Source organism: Betaproteobacteria bacterium, from assembly GCA_009377585.1.
Taxonomy (GTDB): Bacteria; Pseudomonadota; Gammaproteobacteria; order Burkholderiales; family WYBJ01; genus WYBJ01.
Genome location: WHTS01000062.1, coordinates 1 through 18,088, shown reverse-complemented (window position 1 = coordinate 18,088; position 18,088 = coordinate 1). Strand labels below are relative to the sequence as shown.

Annotated in this window: 23 protein-coding genes and 1 pseudogene; 9 read left to right on the top strand and 15 right to left on the bottom strand. The window is 65.7% G+C overall.

Going from position 1 to position 18,088, the window contains the following annotated elements; translation table 11 throughout:
• Positions 1-21 precede the first annotated feature (21 nt).
• Positions 22-945 carry an SMP-30/gluconolactonase/LRE family protein gene (locus tag GEV05_18625; protein ID MPZ45367.1) on the bottom strand — a complete coding sequence of 308 codons (924 nt, stop codon included), beginning with the start codon at positions 943-945 and terminating at the stop codon, positions 22-24.
• A gap of 410 nt (positions 946-1,355) precedes the next feature.
• A pseudogene (locus GEV05_18620) lies at positions 1,356-1,466 on the bottom strand (PEP-CTERM sorting domain-containing protein).
• A 932-nt stretch (positions 1,467-2,398) separates the two neighbouring features.
• On the opposite strand from GEV05_18620, the gene GEV05_18615 reads away from it, so the two are divergent.
• Together GEV05_18615 and GEV05_18610 are read left to right on the top strand one after the other, a co-directional pair.
• Positions 2,399-3,220 (top strand): PAS domain S-box protein, encoded by an 822-nt coding sequence (locus tag GEV05_18615; GenBank protein MPZ45366.1) that lies wholly within the window; start codon positions 2,399-2,401, stop codon positions 3,218-3,220.
• Complete coding sequence (locus GEV05_18610) at positions 3,063-4,295, top strand: response regulator (protein ID MPZ45365.1); 1,233 nt, start codon at positions 3,063-3,065, stop codon at positions 4,293-4,295. Before GEV05_18615 ends, GEV05_18610 begins: the two co-directional genes overlap by 158 nt.
• Positions 4,296-4,380: 85 nt before the next feature.
• On the opposite strand, the gene GEV05_18605 is transcribed toward GEV05_18610, so the two are convergent.
• From GEV05_18605 to GEV05_18575, 7 genes are all read right to left on the bottom strand, one after another.
• Positions 4,381-4,629, bottom strand: a complete 249-nt coding sequence (locus tag GEV05_18605) for a hypothetical protein (GenBank protein MPZ45364.1) — start codon at positions 4,627-4,629, stop codon at positions 4,381-4,383.
• Entirely contained in the window at positions 4,514-5,359 is an 846-nt protein-coding gene (locus GEV05_18600; protein MPZ45363.1) for a tripartite tricarboxylate transporter substrate binding protein, read from the bottom strand. Before GEV05_18600 ends, GEV05_18605 begins: the two co-directional genes overlap by 116 nt.
• A 129-nt stretch (positions 5,360-5,488) precedes the next feature.
• Entirely contained in the window at positions 5,489-6,001 is a 513-nt protein-coding gene (locus GEV05_18595; protein ID MPZ45362.1) for a hypothetical protein, read from the bottom strand.
• Between the two features lie 37 nt (positions 6,002-6,038).
• A complete protein-coding gene (locus GEV05_18590; GenBank protein ID MPZ45361.1) occupies positions 6,039-6,818 on the bottom strand; it encodes a maleate cis-trans isomerase in 780 nt (259 codons plus the stop codon).
• Positions 6,819-6,917: 99 nt separating this feature from the next.
• Positions 6,918-7,565, bottom strand: coding sequence for a nitrile hydratase subunit alpha (locus tag GEV05_18585; GenBank protein ID MPZ45360.1), 648 nt, complete (start codon positions 7,563-7,565; stop codon positions 6,918-6,920).
• A 20-nt stretch (positions 7,566-7,585) separates the two neighbouring features.
• Positions 7,586-7,873 carry a nitrile hydratase subunit beta gene (locus tag GEV05_18580; protein MPZ45359.1) on the bottom strand — a complete coding sequence of 96 codons (288 nt, stop codon included), beginning with the start codon at positions 7,871-7,873 and terminating at the stop codon, positions 7,586-7,588.
• The gene (locus tag GEV05_18575; GenBank protein ID MPZ45358.1) at positions 7,870-8,193 is read right to left on the bottom strand and encodes a nitrile hydratase subunit beta; all 324 of its coding nucleotides are present in this window, start codon (positions 8,191-8,193) and stop codon (positions 7,870-7,872) included. The genes GEV05_18580 and GEV05_18575 overlap by 4 nt, the downstream gene beginning before the upstream one ends.
• Positions 8,194-8,514: 321 nt before the next feature.
• On the opposite strand from GEV05_18575, the gene egtB reads away from it, so the two are divergent.
• Together egtB and GEV05_18565 are read left to right on the top strand one after the other, a co-directional pair.
• Positions 8,515-9,801 carry an ergothioneine biosynthesis protein EgtB gene (gene egtB, locus GEV05_18570; protein MPZ45357.1) on the top strand — a complete coding sequence of 429 codons (1,287 nt, stop codon included), beginning with the start codon at positions 8,515-8,517 and terminating at the stop codon, positions 9,799-9,801.
• Positions 9,802-9,897: 96 nt separating this feature from the next.
• Complete coding sequence (locus GEV05_18565) at positions 9,898-10,269, top strand: hypothetical protein (protein ID MPZ45356.1); 372 nt, start codon at positions 9,898-9,900, stop codon at positions 10,267-10,269.
• Here GEV05_18565 and GEV05_18560 read toward each other — a convergent pair whose 3' ends face one another.
• Complete coding sequence (locus tag GEV05_18560; protein MPZ45355.1) at positions 10,270-10,920, bottom strand: hypothetical protein; 651 nt, start codon at positions 10,918-10,920, stop codon at positions 10,270-10,272.
• 120 nt (positions 10,921-11,040) lie between these two features.
• Here GEV05_18560 and GEV05_18555 point away from each other — a divergent pair, with 120 nt between their 5' ends.
• Both GEV05_18555 and GEV05_18550 read left to right on the top strand, forming a co-directional pair.
• Entirely contained in the window at positions 11,041-11,544 is a 504-nt protein-coding gene (locus GEV05_18555) for a DUF1993 family protein (protein ID MPZ45354.1), read from the top strand.
• 56 nt (positions 11,545-11,600) lie between these two features.
• On the top strand, positions 11,601-12,752 hold the full coding sequence (locus GEV05_18550) for an amidohydrolase family protein (protein ID MPZ45353.1): 1,152 nt from the start codon (positions 11,601-11,603) through the stop codon (positions 12,750-12,752).
• A 25-nt stretch (positions 12,753-12,777) separates the two neighbouring features.
• Here the strand turns inward: GEV05_18550 and GEV05_18545 are convergent, their stop codons facing one another.
• The 3 genes from GEV05_18545 to GEV05_18535 all read right to left on the bottom strand — a co-directional run bounded on the left by GEV05_18545 (position 12,778) and on the right by GEV05_18535 (position 14,070).
• On the bottom strand, positions 12,778-13,311 hold the full coding sequence (locus GEV05_18545) for a DUF3016 domain-containing protein (GenBank protein MPZ45352.1): 534 nt from the start codon (positions 13,309-13,311) through the stop codon (positions 12,778-12,780).
• 198 nt (positions 13,312-13,509) lie between these two features.
• The gene (locus GEV05_18540; protein MPZ45351.1) at positions 13,510-13,770 is read right to left on the bottom strand and encodes a hypothetical protein; all 261 of its coding nucleotides are present in this window, start codon (positions 13,768-13,770) and stop codon (positions 13,510-13,512) included.
• Between the two features lie 18 nt (positions 13,771-13,788).
• Positions 13,789-14,070, bottom strand: a complete 282-nt coding sequence (locus tag GEV05_18535) for a hypothetical protein (GenBank protein MPZ45350.1) — start codon at positions 14,068-14,070, stop codon at positions 13,789-13,791.
• 634 nt (positions 14,071-14,704) lie between these two features.
• Here GEV05_18535 and GEV05_18530 point away from each other — a divergent pair.
• The 3 genes from GEV05_18530 to GEV05_18520 are packed head-to-tail and all read left to right on the top strand — an operon-like array spanning position 14,705 to position 16,577.
• Positions 14,705-15,397, top strand: coding sequence for a TonB family protein (locus GEV05_18530; GenBank protein MPZ45349.1), 693 nt, complete (start codon positions 14,705-14,707; stop codon positions 15,395-15,397).
• 3 nt (positions 15,398-15,400) lie between these two features.
• Positions 15,401-16,150 (top strand): MotA/TolQ/ExbB proton channel family protein, encoded by a 750-nt coding sequence (locus GEV05_18525; GenBank protein MPZ45348.1) that lies wholly within the window; start codon positions 15,401-15,403, stop codon positions 16,148-16,150.
• A gap of 1 nt (position 16,151) precedes the next feature.
• Complete coding sequence (locus GEV05_18520; protein ID MPZ45347.1) at positions 16,152-16,577, top strand: biopolymer transporter ExbD; 426 nt, start codon at positions 16,152-16,154, stop codon at positions 16,575-16,577.
• A 251-nt stretch (positions 16,578-16,828) separates the two neighbouring features.
• On the opposite strand, the gene GEV05_18515 is transcribed toward GEV05_18520, so the two are convergent.
• Both GEV05_18515 and GEV05_18510 read right to left on the bottom strand, forming a co-directional pair.
• Positions 16,829-17,509 carry a Fe2+-dependent dioxygenase gene (locus GEV05_18515; protein ID MPZ45346.1) on the bottom strand — a complete coding sequence of 227 codons (681 nt, stop codon included), beginning with the start codon at positions 17,507-17,509 and terminating at the stop codon, positions 16,829-16,831.
• 2 nt (positions 17,510-17,511) lie between these two features.
• The coding region (locus GEV05_18510; GenBank protein ID MPZ45345.1) for a TonB-dependent receptor at positions 17,512-18,088 on the bottom strand (577 nt) is incomplete at its 5' end.

Below are 18,088 nucleotides of genomic sequence, written 5' to 3'. Positions count from 1 at the left end.
TCTCCTTATTGACGGCCTCGCTTAGCGCGACGGTACGCCGGCGATCTCGACCGGCATGCGGATCACCGAGCCGATCAGCGTGACGTACAACGTCTTCCAGTCGGCATCGCCGAAGGCGATGTTGGTCGGATGATGGCCCGGCGTCTTGATGCGTACGATGGGCTTGCCGGCCGGGTCGTGCACCCAGATCCCGCCCGGGGCGGTGCACCAGACGTTACCCGCGACGTCGCACTTCATGCCGTCGGGGACGCCACGCTCGGGACCGCCATAGCGATGGAAGATGCGCGAGCCACGCAGCGTGCCGTCGGCGTTGACGTCATAGGCACGGATCACCCGTTCGCGGCTGCAATTGACGTAGAGAATTTTCTCGTCGGGCGAGAAGCAAAGCCCGTTGGGATAGACGTTGTCTTCGCATACGGCGCGCAAGGTATTGCCGTCGGGCGAGATGCGAAACACCGGCTGGGTTTCGAGATAGCGCTGGATGTCGGCGCCGACCATGCCCACGTTGAACAGGCCGCCGGGTGGATCGGTGAACCAGATCGAGCCGTCCGATTTGACGACGATGTCGTTGGGGCTGTTCAGCTTCATGCCCTTCCAGCGCTCGGCGAGCGTGGTCCAGGCGCCGTCGTGGTTGCGCCGGAACACCGTGCGCCCGCCCCAGCCGGCGACCAGCAGCCGGCGCTCGAGATCCAGGCACAGGCCGTTCGCTTTTACGCTCGGGCGCAGGACGACTTCCTGGCCCACGCCGGGCGTCCACTTCCAGATGGTGTCGCCGATGATGTCCGTGAAGTACAGCACACCAGCGCCGGCATCCCACACCGGTCCTTCGCCGAAGATGATGTCCTGAGCCACCACTTCGAATGGCGGGCTGCTGCCCACGATCTTGTCCCACCCGGCTCCGCACAGGTCCACTTCGATGTGCAAGTGTTCCAGCGATGCGTGCATGCGCTCCTCCTCCGGCAGCTTGGCCTGCGAGCGAATGCTACGCCCATTCGAGGGATGTTGCAGACCCTTCCTGCCCTTACGTTCGGCGCTAGGGAAATCCCGGACAGCATTTGTCGGGATCGACCGATAGGCCGCAGCCCCAGGGCGGGCGTTAAATCGGCTATCGGTCTCGGGAACACATCATGTGCGCTTCGCTCAACCCCACCGCCGCGTTGCTCGAATGCCCGGTCTGCTGCCAGACTTTCCTCGTGCAAGCGCCCGCCACTACAGACCGCGCGGTCTGCACGCACTGCGGCGCGCATCACCTCATGCGGCACGCTCCCGCGCAGGAGCCGGCGCCGCGTGACTCAGGCGAGTCGTGCGAAGCGGTGGTGCTCAGCTTGCCGGCGGCAATGCGGGATCGATCTTCCCTACCCCGCCGAAGCTCGCCTGCACCGGCGCCGTGCCGCGATGATGCCCAATAAGCCGAAGCCCGCAAGCATCATGGCGTACGTGTCAGCCTCCGGCACCGCTGACCCGGTGCGAAAGAAGGCGCACGAATCTTGAGCGGGCGAGCACGTCGACCAAATATTCAACGAGGTTTCGGCGATTGTGGGAACCGGGTCGTCGTACTCGTCGAAAAGCGGATTGCCTGCGTCGTCGCCGTACGCATGCGCTCGAGCGGCCTCGTAACCCGCTTCGTGCGGCTCACGCGAGCGGCGGTTCGCACTGGCACGACACGGCGCGGGCCGCGTCGCCTGGCGTTTCGCTCTCGGCGATCTCGTCAGGCAGCCTGCCGCACTGATTCGTGCGCGTGTTCGCTCTGGTCGTTGCGGTGTTGCCGCAATATGTGAACGACCAGGAGCCGGTACTCCTCGGGCGATAGCATCAGGTGCTGCCGAATTTGCTGCAGGAACTCGATTTTTTGGCAAGCGCTCAGTGCAGGCGGGTTCGTTGACAAGGGGATTGGACCTCTCTGACGGGGCGACGACCGTTGCATCCTATCGACCGGTTCTCCGGCACCAAAGCATGAAGAACGTCTGAATTGCGCCGCACTTTGCGGGCATGACCACGTTGTCCAAAACCGGGTCGGAGTGTTCCGAAAACCGGCGTTGCACCATGGACTGGGCGTCAGCAACAAAGACCAGTGTGAAGCAAGCCGTAGTCTGACGCGGCTCGCCGCCGGCGTCTACCCGGGCGCGATCGTTTTGTCACTATCATGTGCGCTGGATCAAGCGGCAAAGGACTTTGGTGTCTGGGATTGGCGACGTCCGACGCCGATGGCGCGGCTATGATTACGCTCGCGCGCGAAGCCGAGCGCCGGGCAGGCGCAAACCGCAGCGAGTATCCCGAGATCCGCACGTAGCGGCGAACTCCACTAGACTGATCCCATGACGCCCAATTCGACCACGGCCGCATTCACGCCAGAAAGCTCACCGTTGCGTCTGGACGGTCCGATCCGATCCTGCAGGCGTTGCTCGATCTGTTGCCAGGCACCTTGCACGTCAAGGACCGGGCGTTGCGCTATTGCATCGTGAATCGCAACTACCTGCAGCGGTGGGGGGCCACGGCCGACCAAGTGATCGGGCGAACGTCGGCGGAGGCGTTCGGCGGGTTTTTCGGCCCCGGGCCCGATGAGCGCAATCGCGAGGTATTTGGGAGCGGAAAGGCGCTGCCGTTCTACGAGGTCACATATCCCGACCAGCACGGCGGCAGCCTGGTGTTGTGGTCGACCAAGGTTCCGATCCTCGACCAGCAAGGCACGGTCACGCACGTGCTCACCTTCAGTCTGGACATCACGCCGCTCAAGCGCATGCAGAATCAGCTTCAGGAGAGCGAGCAGTTGCGCTCGGCAATCGTCGAGCATTCCCTCGAGTGCTTCATCACTGCCGAGGAGGACGGGCGCATTGTCGAATTCAATCCGGCGGCGGAACAGATATTCGGCTATACCCGGGCGCAGGCGCTGGGACGATCCGTCGGCGAGCTGCTGCATACGAGCGATAAGAATCATGCGGTGGCAGCCGATGCCTCGGGGCTGCGCTCGCGCGCCCTGTTCGAGCGATCGGGCCAGCGCTTCGAAACGCTCGGAGCGTGCGCCGACGGCACGATCATCCCGATCGAGATTTCGCTCGTCGAGATTGCCTTGCGCGAGCGGCGCCTGTTCACCGCGTGCGTGCGTGCGCGAGCTGAGCGAGCGGCAGCGCGCGCAAGCGGAGCTCGAGCGCCAGCGCCAGACGCTCCATCGAAGCGAACGGCTGAGCGTGCTCGGCACCTTGGCAGCCGGCATCTCGCATGAGCTGCGCAATCCACTGTCGGTGGTGGTATCGCAAGCGAAGCTGCTCGAGGACGAGCTTAGTGCCGAAAGACCGCAGGCGAGGCTGAACGCGATCTTGCGTGCGGCCGAGCGTTGCGCGGCAATCGTCAGCGCATTTCTCGATCAATCGCGATACGGGCCGCGCAAGACCGAGCACTTCGCCCTCACTCAGGTCGTCGAGTCCGCGCTCGACCTGAGCACGCACGTTCTGCGCGAGCACGATGTTTCCCTGATCATCGAGCACGCGCATCCGGATGTCACGGTGAAGGGCGATCCGCATCAGTTGAGCCAGGTCGTCCTCAACCTGGTGCTCAATGCAGCCACGGCGATGCAGGACAGTGCCGCGCCGAGGCAACTCGTGATCAGCACCCGCTTGAACGACACCCAGGACACGGTGGAGATCTCGGTGGCCGACTCCGGACCCGGTATCGCACCGGAGCTGCGCGAGCGCATATTCGAGCGCTTCTTCACCACCAAGGCGGTGGATGGCGGCACCGGCTTGGGGCTGGCCATCTGCCGCGACATCGTGGCCGCGCACGGCGGGCGCATCAGCGCTCACGCGTCGGCGCAAGGCGGAGCGCTGTTTTTGGTTCAACTTCCAGCGGGTCGCCATGCCCAGCGCGTCGCTGCGAGTGCGGAAAGCGACGCGAGCTCAGTCCCGAGCTATCGGGTGTTGGTGGTCGACGACGAGAGCGAGATAGCCAGTCTGCTGTGTGAAATCCTGGAGCTTGCAGGTCACGAGGTGGATATCGCCGCCTCCGGGGAGTCCGCGCTGCGGTGCGTGGCGGAAGTCGACTACCATTTCGTATTGAGCGATATGCGCATGCCCGGCATGGACGGCGCCATGTTCTACGAGATGCTCTGCGAGCAACACCCGGAGCTCGTCACGCGTCTGGCATTCATCACCGGCGACACGCTTTCGCCCAACGTCGCAGGCTTCCTCAAGCGCAGCGGCATCCCGCACCTCGCCAAGCCTTTCCATCCTCGCCAGGTCACCGAACTGGTCGCGCAGCTCGCTGAGAAAACGCGCCACGCGCCCGTCGGACGTTCGCGTTGAGCTAAGTCTCGACTCTCGGCTCGTGCGCATTCGCCTTCTCGATGCCCAGGCTGCCCTGGTTCGCCGGTAGCGCTCGGCGAAGCCGCTACTGCGCCCGGATGCCGGCGGCCTTGATCGTTTTTGCCCACTTTCCGATCTCGGCGGGAACGAAGCGCGCGAATTCTTCGGGCGTGCTGCCGACCGGCCGGAAGCCGTCGGTCTCGAACTTCGCGCGCACGTCACTCTCGGCCATGACGCGCACGAGCTCCTGTCCGAGCCGGTCGAGCACCCGGTTTCGGGACTTCCGCGGGAGCGAACAGCCCGTACCACGAGGCGGCGTCGTAGCCGGGAACACCGGCCTCGCTCAACGTCGGGACGTCGGGCAGGGTGGGATTGCGCTGGGCCGTGGAAACAGCGAGCGTTCGAACACGCCCGCTGCGAATCTGCGACAGCGCCGAGGGAATGGAAGCAAACAGCAGATGCACCTCTCCGGACAGCAGGCCGATGATCGAAGGCGCGGCGCCCTTGTAGGGCACGTGCACGATGTCGGTCCCGGTTCGCATCTTGAAGAGCTCCCCGGCGAGGTGATTGATCGCGCCGTTGCCGCTGGAGGCATAGGTGAGCTGTCCGGGCCGCGCCTTCACCACCGCGATCAGATCGCGGAGACTCTTCACCGGCAGCGAGGGATGCACCACGACCACCTGCGGCACCGCGGCGAGCTGAATCACCGGCGCGAGATCGCTCTGCTTGAACGGCATCTTGCGATAGATGTGCGGATTGATCGAATGCGTGCCGGAGTAGGCGAACACGATGGCGTGGCCGTCGGGCGGGGACTTGGCCGCGAGCTCTGCGCCGATGTTGCCGGCCGCCCCGCCGCGATTGTCGATGATCACCTGCTGGCCGAGCGCTTCGCCGAGCGGCTGGTTGATGAGCCGCGACATGATGTCCGCGCCGCCTCCGGGCGGCCACGGCACGACGAAGCGGATCGGCTTGGCGGGGTACGCCGCCAGCACCTGCCCCGAAAAAAATCCGTTCAGCGCCGCAGCCGCGAGCGCCACGATCGTGCATTTCCAACAGCGAACCATTCGAATCGACCTCCCTTTGTCAACAATCCGGAAAGTGGCGGACAACCGCTTTCAGCACGGCGTGCCCCCTCCCTTGGGGCGCCTTCCGGAGAGGGGATGGGAGTGAGGGATACCTTCCCGCAGTTGGCGCTACGTATCCTTGTGGAATAGGCGCGTGACCGGAACGTAGCATGCGATATCGCCACGGTCCGACCATGCAGCGGCGCGCTCGGCCGGGATCACCGCGATGCCGCGATACGGCGTCGACTTGTCCACCGCGACCGCTTCGAGCCACCTGAAGTCGACGCCCGGCTCTGCACGTGGCTCGGCAGCGTCCCAGATCAGCATGACCTGGCCGGGTGCGACCGCCGGCGCCAGATCGAGGCCGGCGAAGAGATTGCGCCGGTAGTAACGACGATCGATGAGCGGCAGGAATTCACCCAGCCCGCGAACGCTCAGGTAATACGGGTCCTGGAACACGGCGCCCGATTGCATGCTGTACATCGCGGTCGAAGGCGGATGGCCGGGTGACGCGGTCTTGAAACGCTGTGCCGACGCCACCCCCTCAACCGAGACCATGACGCGCAGGTGCTCGAGGTACCAGGCATCCCAATCGGATTCGCGCGCGGGATCGGTGAGCCCGCTCTGGCTCATGAAGATCATGGCGTTGCTCGTTCCCCGGCAGGCGAGTCGCAGCCGCTCAGGCGGACTCTCGCATGCGCTGCCCCTGCGCCGACCCCGCGCGCTTCAATGCGCCCGGCTCGGACAGCTTGCGCAGCAGGCTGCCGCAGTCGGCGATCTGCGGATCCACGCCCATGACGGCGTAGGCTTGCCACGCGGTGGCCTGGATCGCGGAGTACACGGGCTTGCCGAGATCGCGCTCGAGCCTGTCGAGCACTTCCAGCGCTCGCAGCTGGGTGCAGGCGACGAATAGCGCTTCGGCCTCGTCGCTGTCCGACGCCTTCACCTTGCGATAGATTTCTTCCGGCAGGATCTTGGCGTGATCGAACATGTCCAGCATATCGAAGGTGCCGAGGTGCGTCACGCGAATATCGAATGCGCGCAGGAACTCCTTCAGCCGCTCGTTGGTGAGCTCGACATAAGGTGTGACGACCGCGACTTTCCTGTGCCCGCCGGCGCGCAGGCACTCGGCCATCGCGCCCGCGGTCGTCACGGTCGGGGCATGCGTGATCTCGGTGAGCTGCGCGCAGATCTTCTCGTTCCACGCCGGGCCTTCGAAAAAGCTGCCGCTGGTGCAGCCGTACACGACCACGTCGGGTTCGACCATCGCCACGTCGCGTGCGGCATTCTTGCTGGCGGACTCCATGCCGCGCAGCTCCTCCGGCGTGCCGTGGCGTCCGCCCGATATGCGCGCCGAGTGCACCGACACGCCTTCGGGTGCGATGCGCCAGAACTCGGTCTCCATCGTCGTATTGATGGAGGGCACGAGCAATCCGATCCTGCCACGCCAGCCGTACATGCCGGTGTCCCTTGCCGATAGCGATCGATTATAGCCGCGCGCGCAACGGCCAATGCCGCTGGGCGCGCTCAGCGCGATCGCAGACCGACCGCGCCGCTATCAGAGCTCGCGCGCGAACGAAACGCCGATCATCGAATCGCGGTTGACGAGCTCCGCCAGGCGCGCTTCGCTGAACCCCTCGGTTGCGGCCGGACGCTTCGGCAACACGAAATAACGCAGGTCGGCCGTGCTGTCGACCACGCGCACTTCGACATCGTCCGGCACTTCGCAGCCGAACTCCTCGAGCACCGCGCGCGGCTCGATCACCGCACGCGAGCGGTACTCGCGGCTCTTGTACCAGGCCGGCGGAATCCCCAGCAGCATCTTGGGGTAGCAGGAACACAGGGTGCAGACGATCATGTGATGCACGCCTTCTGTGTTCTCGACCACCTTGAGCTCGGGCGAGTTCGACACGTCGACTCCGAACGCTGTCAGCGCGGGCTTAGGATCGGCCAGCAGCCGCGCCTTGAAGTCGGGATTCACCCAGGCATGCGCCACGACCTTCGCGCCCAGGCCGGGATTGTGCGACTCGGTATCCTCGATCTGGCGCTGGATGTCGGCGGCGGTGAAGACGTTGTTCTCGATCAGGAGCTCGCGCAACGCCTGCTCCAGCAGCAACGATTCCGGCCGGTAGTCCGCATGCTGTTCGATCGGGGCGTGCGGATCGGCTTGGTCGTGATCGTGATCGTGCGCGTGTGCATGCGCCATGGATGCTCTCCGTGAATCGATCAGGCGTCGGGCTCGAGCCAGTGCTGGTAGAGGTCCGCGCACATCGCGGCCGAGCCCGCGGATCTGCGCTCGGGCCACAGCTCGAGATAGTCGAAGCGCACCATGTAGAGTGCTTGGCGCGGCAAACCCGGCTTGTGATACGCGAGCTTCTCGGGATCGCGAAAGCTCCCGTGCAGGCACACCACGGTGCCGCGCTTGCCGCGCAAATAGGCGGGCGTGCGGCAATGGCCGGGCGGCTGGGCCGAGCGCACCCGCACACGCGCGCCTGGGGCGAAGCGTTCGTTCACGGCTTGCCAGCCGGGGAACGGTGGCGCAATTGGTCGAGCTTGCGCGCGAGCTCCGCTTCGCTGATCACGCCCTGCTCGAGGGTGAGCCGCCGGATCGCATGCAGCCACTTCTCGTAGTAGGTGAGCCCGAAGTACTCCTGGGACGAATGGCTTTCGATCGAACGGCGCATGGCATCGACCGTGAACACGGCGCGGCTCGGGTGGGTAAGCAGGCGAATCATCGCATCGATGCGCTGGTCGAACAGGGTCGGCTCGTGCTCGGCACGGTCGATAGGTCCGGCGGGTTGCCCGCCGAGATCGTGTACGGCTGTCATTGGCATTTCGGCGCAGGTTGGCTTGTATGCATTCTAAGCCCGCATTCGCGGCCGTGCGAGCGCAGCGCGAAGTCATGCGACCCCCTGCACCGATCGGGCACGTGCCTTGCAGCCTTGGGCGATTGGCTTGCGAGTTCGCTGCATCGCACGCGCAAACATTGCGCGCAAGCAAGCATGCGTCGACCGAGCCGAGCACCGGCGTACTTCGTCGCAGTGACCGGGCACGAAGTTTTGGGTAATAATCGGGCGGACCGGCACCCCCAGGCCGTTGCCCGAGCAGGCGGCAAGCGCAATCGATAGCGCCTTATGAACGCGAAAGGACTCCCGATGGCACGCACCCGCACAGCCCGCCAACCCCGCATCCGCGCGCAATCGCTCGCCGAGCTATACGCAGCCGCACGCCAGGGATCCGAAGCGCTTGCGCAGCCGCTGTCGGCGGAGGACTGCGTGGTGCAGTCGATGCCGGATGCGAGCCCGGTGAAATGGCATCTCGCGCACACCACGTGGTTTTTCGAAACGTTCCTGCTCGAACGCTACTACCGCGGCTTCAAGCCGTTCCAGGGCGCATTTCGCGTGCTGTTCAACTCCTACTACAACACGGTCGGCGACAAGTACCCGCGCCCGCAGCGCGGCATGCTGACCCGGCCCGCGCTGGACGAAGTGCTTGCTTATCGCGCGCACGTGGATCAGCGCATGGGCGAGCTGCTCGCCACGCGAACCGGCATGCAACAGGCTTTCATCGACCTGGTCACGCTCGGCATCAACCACGAGGAGCAGCATCAGGAGCTGATCCTCACCGACGTGAAACACCTGCTGGCGCGCAATCCGCTCGCGCCGGCGTATCGCGAACGCTGGCCGCTCACGCCGGTCCACGCGCGCAAGCGCGCCTGGACGTCGATTGCAGGTGGTACCTGCGAGGTCGGCCACGACGGCAACGGCTTCGCATTCGACAACGAAGGACCGCGGCATGCGGTGCTGCTGCGGGATTTCTCGCTCGCGTCGCACCCGGTGACCTACGGCGAATATCTCGCTTTCATCGAGGACGACGGTTACCGCCGTCCGGAGCTGTGGCTGTCGATGGGCTGGGATGCGGTGCAGGCCAACGACTGGCGCGCGCCGCTTTATTGGGAGTGTCGCGACGGCCGCTGGTTCGACTACACGCTGCACGGTTTGGTCCCGATCGAGCCGAGCACGCCGGTGTGCCACCTGAGCTATTTCGAGGCCGATGCGTATGCGCGCTGGGCGGGCGCGCGGCTGCCGACCGAGTTCGAATGGGAGGTGGCGGCGGCCCACCTGCCGGTCGAAGGCAATTTCTGCGACAGCGGCGCGCTGCATCCGCTGGCGCCGCGCACCGATCCGCAAGCAGGCTTCTCGCAGCTCTACGGCGACGTGTGGGAGTGGACGCAAAGCAGCTACGCGCCCTATCCCGGCTACCGGTCCGCGCCGGGCGCGGTCGGCGAATACAACGGCAAGTTCATGTGCAACCAGTACGTGCTGCGCGGCGGCTCCTGCGTCACACCCGAACGGCATATCCGATCGACGTACCGTAATTTCTTCCCCCCGGATGCGCGCTGGCAATTCAGCGGCGTACGGCTCGCGCGCGATCCCGGCTGAGGCGGGCGCGGCGCGACGCGGCCCGAAGGCTGGGAGCGACGGCCGATCGATACCTGTTCTTCTGCAACGGCTGGCGAAGTCCGGCCCCTGCGCTACGTGCGGCTGTGGAGCGCGCTCGGCATCGGCTTCGTGCTGCTCGTGATCTATCTTTCGCTCGCCGCGCCGCCGCGACCCGTCGACTTGCCGGACGTGTTCGACGTGGGGCACATCGTCGCGTACTTCTGGCTCATGATCTGGTTTGCGCAGATCCATCGCGGCACACGCCGCCGCTGGGCTTTCGCCGCGGGCTTCGGCGCGATGGGCGTCGCGCTCGAATACATTCAGGGCATGACCGGCTACCGCCAGTTCGATCCTGCCGACATGGTGCGCAATTTCATCGGTATCGGCATCGGTCTGGCGCTGGCGTATACGACGCTGCAGGATGTGCTTTACCGCGTGGAGCGAGTCTTCGCCGACAGCCGCCGCTGATCAGGCCGCAGGAACCGAACGCTCGTTCAGCACGGCGAGCAAGGCGCTCACGCACAGATAAATCACCGTTGCGACCAGCACGTGCCACAGGAAGTGCGTGCCGAGGGCGAACCGGTCGCATACCGAGGCGTCGAGCGTGCGCAGGCCGACCGCGGCTGCCAATACGCCGGCTGCCAGGACAAGGTGCGCGCGAGCGGGCTTGTGCGTTGCATAGTGGTAGGTGCCGAGCACGCACACCAAGAGTACCGCCGCGGCATAGACGAGCGAGCCGTTCAGCAGATGCGGGAACTGGCGCCCGTAAAGTGCGGCGGCGAAAAAGGCGATCAGGATGGTGCCGGCCGCAAGCGGGCGTAGTCCCATGACGCGCCGCGCATAGACCCACACGAACAGCAGTTGAAAGAGCAGGATCGGCAGCTCGTCGAGCACGCGCGCCCAGGTGGTGGCGAAGGTGTGGAAGAGCGCGCTGCCGATCCCGATCGCCAGAACGAGCGTAAGGAGCAGCGCGATCGGAGCCGACAGCAGCTCGGCACGCCGCGCGCTTCGCCACAACAACCAGACTGCGAGAAAAAACGCGGCGTTGGTGAGCGCGTTTACCGGTTCGGCCCACAGGCCGGGCCCGATGCGCTCGCAGTACAGGTCGATGTAATCCATGCTGCGCGTTCGCTCCCTATCGCATCGCCGGGCGACGGCGATTGCCATTGCCGTATCCCAATGCGAAACGAGCGAGTAACATAGCCGCGCGATCGAAGCAACCTTCCAGGAGGAAAAGCCATGGCAATCGGATTGCATCAGATCTCGGCGCCCGTGTTCGTTCGTCACCTGAAGGGGGTGGCCAACTGCCTGAAGAAAGCGCAGGCGCTGTACACGGAGAAGAAATACGACGAGTCCACGCTGCTCGCCTATCGCTTCTATCCCGACATGTTCAGCTTGGCCCGGCAGGTGCAGGCCGCCACCGACCATGCGCGCACTTGCACCGCATTGATGGCCGGCATCGAAGCGCCGAAATTCGAGGACAACGAGAAGAGCCTGGGAGAGCTGATCGCGCGCGTGGAGAAGAGCATTGCATTCGTCGAGGGCGTCGCGGCCGGCCAGCTCGACGGTGCCGAAGGCAAGAGCGTGACGATCAAGATGCGCGACCGCGAGGTCAACATGAGCGCGTTGGAGCTGCTGCTCAACCGCTCGATGCCGAACTTCTACTTCCACGCCACCACTGCGTACGACATTCTGCGGCACAACGGCGTAGAGCTCGGCAAGCGCGACTTCATGGGCACCTGATCAAGCGCGATCAAGAGCGCGTTCGGCCGCAGCGCGGGCAAGGAAGGGTTGGAACGATGCAATACGACCTGTTGCTGACCGGGGGCGAAGTGCTCGATCCCGGGGCCGGGCTGCGCGGGGTGATGGACGTCGGCATCGCGGGCGGCAAGATTGCGGCGGTCGCGGCGTCCCTGCCCACCGACCAGGCGCGCCGCACGCTGAGCGTCAAGGGCCGGCTGGTGACGCCGGGGCTGGTGGACATGCACGCCCACGTGCTCGTCAACGGCCATGATATGGGCATCCACACCGATCGATACTGTCGCGCTAGCGGCGTGACCACCCTGTGCGATGCGGGCAGCACCGGCTCGGCCAATTTTGCCGCGCTGCGCAGCGTTCTGGACAACCACGTGCGCACGCGCATCCGGGCCTTCGTCAACCTGTCGGCCATCGGCATCACCGGCACCTCGCGCGGCGGCGAGTTGTCGCACTTCCCCTATGCCGACCCGGAAGGCTGCGCGCGTACGATCAGCGAGAATCCGGATCTCGCGATCGGCGTGAAGCTGCGCTTCGGGCCCGACCTGGTATGGGAATACTCGGCCGAGCCGGTGAAGCTCGCGCGCAGGACGGCGGATATGGCGGGCGGCGTGCCGATGATGATGCACATCACCGATTCGCCGGTGCCGTTGCCGGAGCTGATCGCGCACATGCAGCCGGGCGACATCGTCACCCACTGCTATCACGGCCGCAACCACGGCATCATGGGCCAGGAAAAGCAGTTCGTGCTGAAGGAGGTGGTCGAGGCGCAGCGCGCGGGCATCGTGTTCGATTGCGCCCACGGCCGCAATCATTTCAATTTCCGCATGATCGAGAAGGCGCTGGAGCAGGGCTTCCTGCCCGATACCATCTCCACCGACTTGACGCTGACTTCGGCCACCCAAGGCCCGGTCTGGGACCTGCCCACGACCATGACCAAGCTGCTGCACTTCGGCATGCCACTGGAAGAGATCGTGCGCCGGGCCACCGCGGCGCCAGCGCGGATCATGGGCTACGAGGGCACCGTCGGCACGCTCAAGCCCGGTGCGAACGCCGACGTCGCGGTGTTCGGGCTGCGCGACGGCAGTTTCGAGCTGCGCGACACCGACGGCAATACCATCACGGCGAAGCGCCGCCTGCTTGCCCATGTGACGGTGAAGGACGGCCGGATTTGGTACGAGCGGCCGGCCGAGTGATCGGCTTCGGCTTCCCGGCGGGGAATCAGGCCGGCCGGTTGCCGAGCTCGCGCTCGAGCCAGTCGTCGAGGAGCGCCTTTTCGTAGCGCAGCGGATCGTTCGGGCTGTGCCAGCGGTCGAGGAAGTACGAATCGCGCAGCTTCCGCTCGCCTTGCTCCAGCACGACACCGTTGCCGTCTTCGAGACGGAAGGAGAGATCGATGCGCACCGGGTAGACGTTGCGGACGATACGCACGTCGCCCAGCTTGCGGCGCCACGGCTCGTAGGCACCCGCGCGATCCACGTCGGTGATGACGATGCTGAGTCGCTGCCCTGCGCGCAGGAGCGGCGCCGCGCGCTCGGCGAGATAGCGCGCAAGCCGGTCGAGGTGGAACGCGCGCACCCGATCGTCGCCGGGGTTGCGCTCTGCCGCATCGGTGAATTGCTCGGGGTGCCGGAATTCGACTTGGACCGGTCGGCTGGAGCGTTCCCCTGCCGCGCCGGCGGCGAATGCAACGCCCTGAAGCACGAGGCTAGCGGCCGCGATCGCCGCGGCCAGCGATGTGATCCGGTTCGCCATGACGATTCTCCTGCCGAGTCGAGGGATCGTGGCTGCCTGGGAAGCGATCTTCCTGGCTGGCTCGGGCAGCAACGAATGAACGAAGCGAGGCTGTCCACAATATACACGCGCCGTAGCGCCTGCCATGCTGCGCGCAGCGCGGCCGGATCGCCATCCGACTGATATGCCTCCCGCATTCGCGTCTCTCCGTGCCCGCGTTCAGTGCAATCCGTCCTGCTGCGTGGGCGTCGTGCGCTCTTCTACCAGCTGCTGCGCCCGCTCGTAGGCTGCGAGGGCTTCGGTCAACGTGTCGCGCAGGTCGCGCAGTGCCGTCGCCCGGAAGCGGATCGACAGCGAATCGATGTTGACATGGAAGATCCCGCAGCAAGCGCAGTACTCGACCTGCGCCACGACACCTTGCGCAAGAACGAAGTGCGTGCAATGACCGCGCTCGGTGCTGTCGCTTTCGTTCGGAACCATGATCCGCACCTCGGTCCGCTATTGCAGGTACGTTCCCGCGCCCGCCACCCATGTCTCCTGGCGCGGATTGCGCGGATCGGCGCTGGCCGCCATCTCGGCCCACTGTTCGGCGAGGCGGCGATAAAGCCTGCGCTGCTCGGCCGAGATGTCGCGCGCCGGATGGTGTGCGAGCCATGCGAACTGCTGCGCGATCGCATGGCAGATCCCGGGGCAGCGCGACTGCGCGTGTTGGGTCATGAGAAACATCGCCGCGCCCACGAGCACGTGGGGCTCGGGCAGATTGGTGTTCGCGCTCGTCATACTCGTCTCCGCTTCGGCTGCCGCACTGCCCGTCGGCGCCGCAAACGAAAGGCCTCCGGCTGCGCGGCGAGGCCTGTTCGTTCGGCGGCGGCTCGCTACGCAAACCCGAAGGCTTGTTGGCTGGCTGGCGATTCAGGGCGATGGCATTGCAACGCCATCGGTTGCCGCGAGCCTGCTTGGGTTACGACTCGCAACTAACGCGAATGAGAATAACTCTCGTTTACGATGGGTGTCAATAGGCCGGTCCGATTCGGGTCCGAGGGTCGCCACTGGACGTCAGCGCTTAGGTCTTGCAATCTTGGATGACATGCATCGGTCCGACCTCAATGGCCTGGAGGTCGATCTTGCATCTTGCATGTCAACGATCGTGTGGTCAGATCTCTGATCCTGCATGTCGGCCCACGATGCAAGACCTGACCCCTTCGTTTCGTTTTCTAATCCTGCATGTCGGCGCAAGATGCAAGACCTGACCCCGCCGTTTCGCTTTATTGCTCACTTAAATGCGAACAGTTATCATTTATTTACCTGATGCCGCTGCGCCTTCGTGCAGTTCGCTTCGCGTCCGCCAGCCAGCCAGTCGATCGCTAGCCAGCCCGCGGCAGAGAGCCCGATTTCGATTCGTCCGGAATACCTCATGCCGTTGACCGCTGCGTCCTGCCGCCGCATCGCCATAACCGCAGCCGTCGTCCTGCACGCCTGCGCGCTGATCGGTGCGCTTACTTTGCGGCCCGCCGCCGCGCCAGAAATAGTGTTGCCGCCGCCGATCGCGGTGCAGTGGATCGAACCGCCCCGGATCGAGCCGCCGAAACCCATCCCGGTGGCGCCGCCCCCACCGCCCAAACGGAAACCGGTACCCAAGCCACCCAAACCGAAAGTGGTGCGGCCGCAGCCTGCGCCCGTGATTGCCGCCGCCGAAGCGCCACCGGTGCCGGAAGCCCCGGTCGTCGCACCGCCTCCACCCGCACCGCCGGCACCTGTGGCAGTGCCCACACCGCCGGCGCCACCTGCGCCCGCGCCCGCTACCGCGCCGGCACCGCCGCCGATCGTGGAACCGAGATTCGACGCCGCTTACCTCAAAAACCCGCCGCCGCCTTATCCCGCGCAATCGCGCCGGCTGGGCGAAACGGGGCGCGTGGTCCTGCGCGTGCTGGTGACCGCCGGGGGCACGCCGGAACGCGTCGAGCTGCGCACCTCCAGCGGCTCGCGGCGGCTCGACGGCGCAGCGCTCAAAACCGTTCAGCGCTGGAAATTCATCCCCGCACGGCAGGGCGACACGCCGGTGTCGGCGTGGGTCCTCATTCCCATCCTCTTTACCCTGGAAGGCTAGACCATGCAACCGGTGCAAGACCTCGGCATCGCCCACTTCCTCGCGCACGCGGACCCGCTCGGCCGCGGCATCCTCGTCGTGCTGCTGACGATGTCGCTGCTGTCGTGGTATCTCATCATCAGCCGCGCGCTCATTCACTTTCTCCACTGGTGGCGCGGCGAGAAGTTCTCGCGCGCGTTGGCACGGATCGACTCGCTGCCCGCGCTCGCGCATTACCTCGAGCAGCATCCAAGCACCGACCCGCTCACCGCGCTCGCAGCCGCTGGCGTAGACGCAGGTCGCAAGTACGAAGCCCTGCGCCGAAGCCGCGGCAGCGACGATCCGGCGCCGGCCGAGCTTCTGGTGCGCGACTTCGACGACGCGGTCGCGGCCGCCGGAACGCGGATCGAGGGCGGACTCATCGTGCTGGCCTCGGTCGGCAGCTCCGCGCCCTACATCGGGCTGCTCGGAACGGTGTGGGGTGTCTACCATGCCTTAGTGAGCATCGGGCTTTCCGGCCAGGGCACGCTCGACAAGGTCGCGGGTCCCGTGGGCGAAGCGCTCATCATGACGGCGCTGGGTCTTGCGGTCGCGATTCCGGCCGTGCTCGGCTACAACGGCCTGGTGCGCGCCAACCGCGTCACGATGGGGCGGATCACGAGCCTCGCCAACCGGCTCATCCGCACCATCACGACCGGCGAGCCGCCGGCGAGCGCCGGAGCGGCGCGGCCCGGCGCCGGCGCGACGCATCCGGCCGCGAGCGGAGCGCTCTGACATGGCGCTTTCGATCAAGGACAAGGGCGCGTCGGGCGCGCCGATGGCGGAGATCAACATGATCCCGCTGATCGACGTCATGCTGGTGCTGCTGGTGATCTTCATCGTCACGGCACCCTTGCTCACCCATGCCGTGCGCATCGATCTGCCGCGAGTATCGACCGACCCGATCGTGAAGAAGCCGGAGGTGGTCGCGCTTGCAATCGACGCGGCCGGAGATACCTTCTGGAATGGCGAGCGTATCGAGGAAGCTGAGCTGAAAGTGCGGCTGGGCGACGCGGCGAAGCGCGAGCCTCAGCCCGAGCTGCACTTGAGCGTCGATCGCACCACGCAGTATCAGGTGGTCGCCGAGGTCATGGGCGCTGCCTCGAAGGCCGGGCTCACCCGCATCGGCTTCATCTCCGATCCGCGCGAGGAAAGGAAGTAGCAGCGGGTTGCCGTGTGCTCGGACCACCCCGTCGGTTGACCACCCGTCGGTTGACCACCCCGTCCGCGACATCGTCGCGTCCCGCCCCTCCTTGACAAGGAGGGGAGCGCATTTCCCCGCCTCTCTCAAGAAACCCAACCAGGTTTCTTAACCGCGCCTGCCCGCCTGCGGGGCTAATACTGCTCACGAGGCGGGGTGTCGGCGCAGTCGACGGGGTGGTGTGGTCTCGGGGTGGTGTGGTTTTCGGTGCGCTACGGCTCGGCCCACATGCGCAGCAGGTTGTGATAGACGCCGGTGAGCGAGACAAGCGCCGCTTCGTTCGGTGCCGCCTGCGTCATCTTGACGATCGCCATGTCGAGATCGAACAGCAGCGTGCGCTGCGCGTCGTCGCGGATCATGCTCTGGATCCAGAAAAACGACGCCACGCGCGCCCCGCGCGTGATCGGCGCAACCCGATGCAGGCTCGCGGCCGGATAGAGCACCATGTCGCCCGCCGGCAGCTTCACGCTCTGCACGCCGTAGGTGTCCTCGACCAGCAGCTCGCCGCCGTCGTAGCTGTCGGGCTCGACCAGGAACAGCGTTGCCGAAAGGTCGGTGCGGATACGCACCGGCTGAACCGGATGCGCGCGAATCGCCGCGTCGACGTGGTTGCCGAACGTCATGCCCGGCCCGTAGCGGTTGAAAAGCGGCGGGAACACCTGCTTCGGCAGCGCGGCCGAAAAAAACAGCGGACTGCGCGCAAGCGCCTGCAGGATCCGCTCGCCGAGCTCGCGCGCCTCGGCGCCGTCCTCGGGCAACTGCTCGTTGTACTTGGCCTGCGAGGACTGGTGCCCGGAGGTCACGTTGCCGTCGACCCAACGCGCCTGCGCCAGCAGCGCGCGGAAATGCGCGAGCTCTTCGGCGCCGAGGACGTTGGGGACGTGCAGCAGCATGCTCAGAAGTTATAGCGCAACGACACCGTGGCGGCTCGCGGCATGCCGGGCAGCACGCGGTTGGGCGAATTGTTGTAGCCGCCCAGGTAGTAGGTCTTGTCGAAGATGTTGTAGAGGTTGAGGCGCACCTCGTACTTGCGCTGCACGTACGCCACCGTCGCATCGAACACGGCGTAGCCAGGCGCCTCGCCGATGTTGGAATCGGTGAGATTGAAGCCGGAGTTGGCGACCACCCCGCCGCCGATCTCCCAGCCGCCGCCCAGACGATACGTCGTCCAGACGCTTCCCTGCGCGTCGGGTACGCCCAAGGGTGTATTGCCCTCGTTCACGGTGGCACGCACGATCTTGCCGTGGTTGAAGGCCACCCCGCTCAGGATCTCCCAGTTCGAGGTGATGTGGCCCGCGAGCTCGACCTCGATGCCCTGCACTCGCCGCTTGCCGGCGAGCTCGAGCACCTCGGTGATCGAGTTCTCGATCCGCTGATTGGTCTTCTCGGTGCGGAACACGGCGGTACGCAGCTGCATCCCCGGCGTGATGTCCCAATGCACGCCGATTTCGTAATTGCGGTTCTCCTCGGGA

Excerpts from the sequence above, each read along its gene's own strand:
- GEV05_18625 (MPZ45367.1), bottom strand. The coding sequence starts at position 945 with ATGCACGCATCGCTGGAACACTTGCACATCGAAGTGGACCTGTGCGGA.
- GEV05_18600 (MPZ45363.1), bottom strand. The coding sequence starts at position 5,359 with ATGGTTCGCTGTTGGAAATGCACGATCGTGGCGCTCGCGGCTGCGGCG.
- GEV05_18595 (MPZ45362.1), bottom strand. The coding sequence starts at position 6,001 with ATGATCTTCATGAGCCAGAGCGGGCTCACCGATCCCGCGCGCGAATCC.
- GEV05_18590 (MPZ45361.1), bottom strand. The coding sequence starts at position 6,818 with ATGTACGGCTGGCGTGGCAGGATCGGATTGCTCGTGCCCTCCATCAAT.
- GEV05_18585 (MPZ45360.1), bottom strand. The coding sequence starts at position 7,565 with ATGGCGCATGCACACGCGCACGATCACGATCACGACCAAGCCGATCCG.
- GEV05_18575 (MPZ45358.1), bottom strand. The coding sequence starts at position 8,193 with ATGCCAATGACAGCCGTACACGATCTCGGCGGGCAACCCGCCGGACCT.
- egtB (MPZ45357.1), top strand. The coding sequence starts at position 8,515 with ATGGCACGCACCCGCACAGCCCGCCAACCCCGCATCCGCGCGCAATCG.
- GEV05_18560 (MPZ45355.1), bottom strand. The coding sequence starts at position 10,920 with ATGGATTACATCGACCTGTACTGCGAGCGCATCGGGCCCGGCCTGTGG.
- GEV05_18555 (MPZ45354.1), top strand. The coding sequence starts at position 11,041 with ATGGCAATCGGATTGCATCAGATCTCGGCGCCCGTGTTCGTTCGTCAC.
- GEV05_18550 (MPZ45353.1), top strand. The coding sequence starts at position 11,601 with ATGCAATACGACCTGTTGCTGACCGGGGGCGAAGTGCTCGATCCCGGG.
- GEV05_18545 (MPZ45352.1), bottom strand. The coding sequence starts at position 13,311 with ATGGCGAACCGGATCACATCGCTGGCCGCGGCGATCGCGGCCGCTAGC.
- GEV05_18540 (MPZ45351.1), bottom strand. The coding sequence starts at position 13,770 with ATGGTTCCGAACGAAAGCGACAGCACCGAGCGCGGTCATTGCACGCAC.
- GEV05_18535 (MPZ45350.1), bottom strand. The coding sequence starts at position 14,070 with ATGACGAGCGCGAACACCAATCTGCCCGAGCCCCACGTGCTCGTGGGC.
- GEV05_18530 (MPZ45349.1), top strand. The coding sequence starts at position 14,705 with ATGCCGTTGACCGCTGCGTCCTGCCGCCGCATCGCCATAACCGCAGCC.
- GEV05_18525 (MPZ45348.1), top strand. The coding sequence starts at position 15,401 with ATGCAACCGGTGCAAGACCTCGGCATCGCCCACTTCCTCGCGCACGCG.
- GEV05_18520 (MPZ45347.1), top strand. The coding sequence starts at position 16,152 with ATGGCGCTTTCGATCAAGGACAAGGGCGCGTCGGGCGCGCCGATGGCG.
- GEV05_18515 (MPZ45346.1), bottom strand. The coding sequence starts at position 17,509 with ATGCTGCTGCACGTCCCCAACGTCCTCGGCGCCGAAGAGCTCGCGCAT.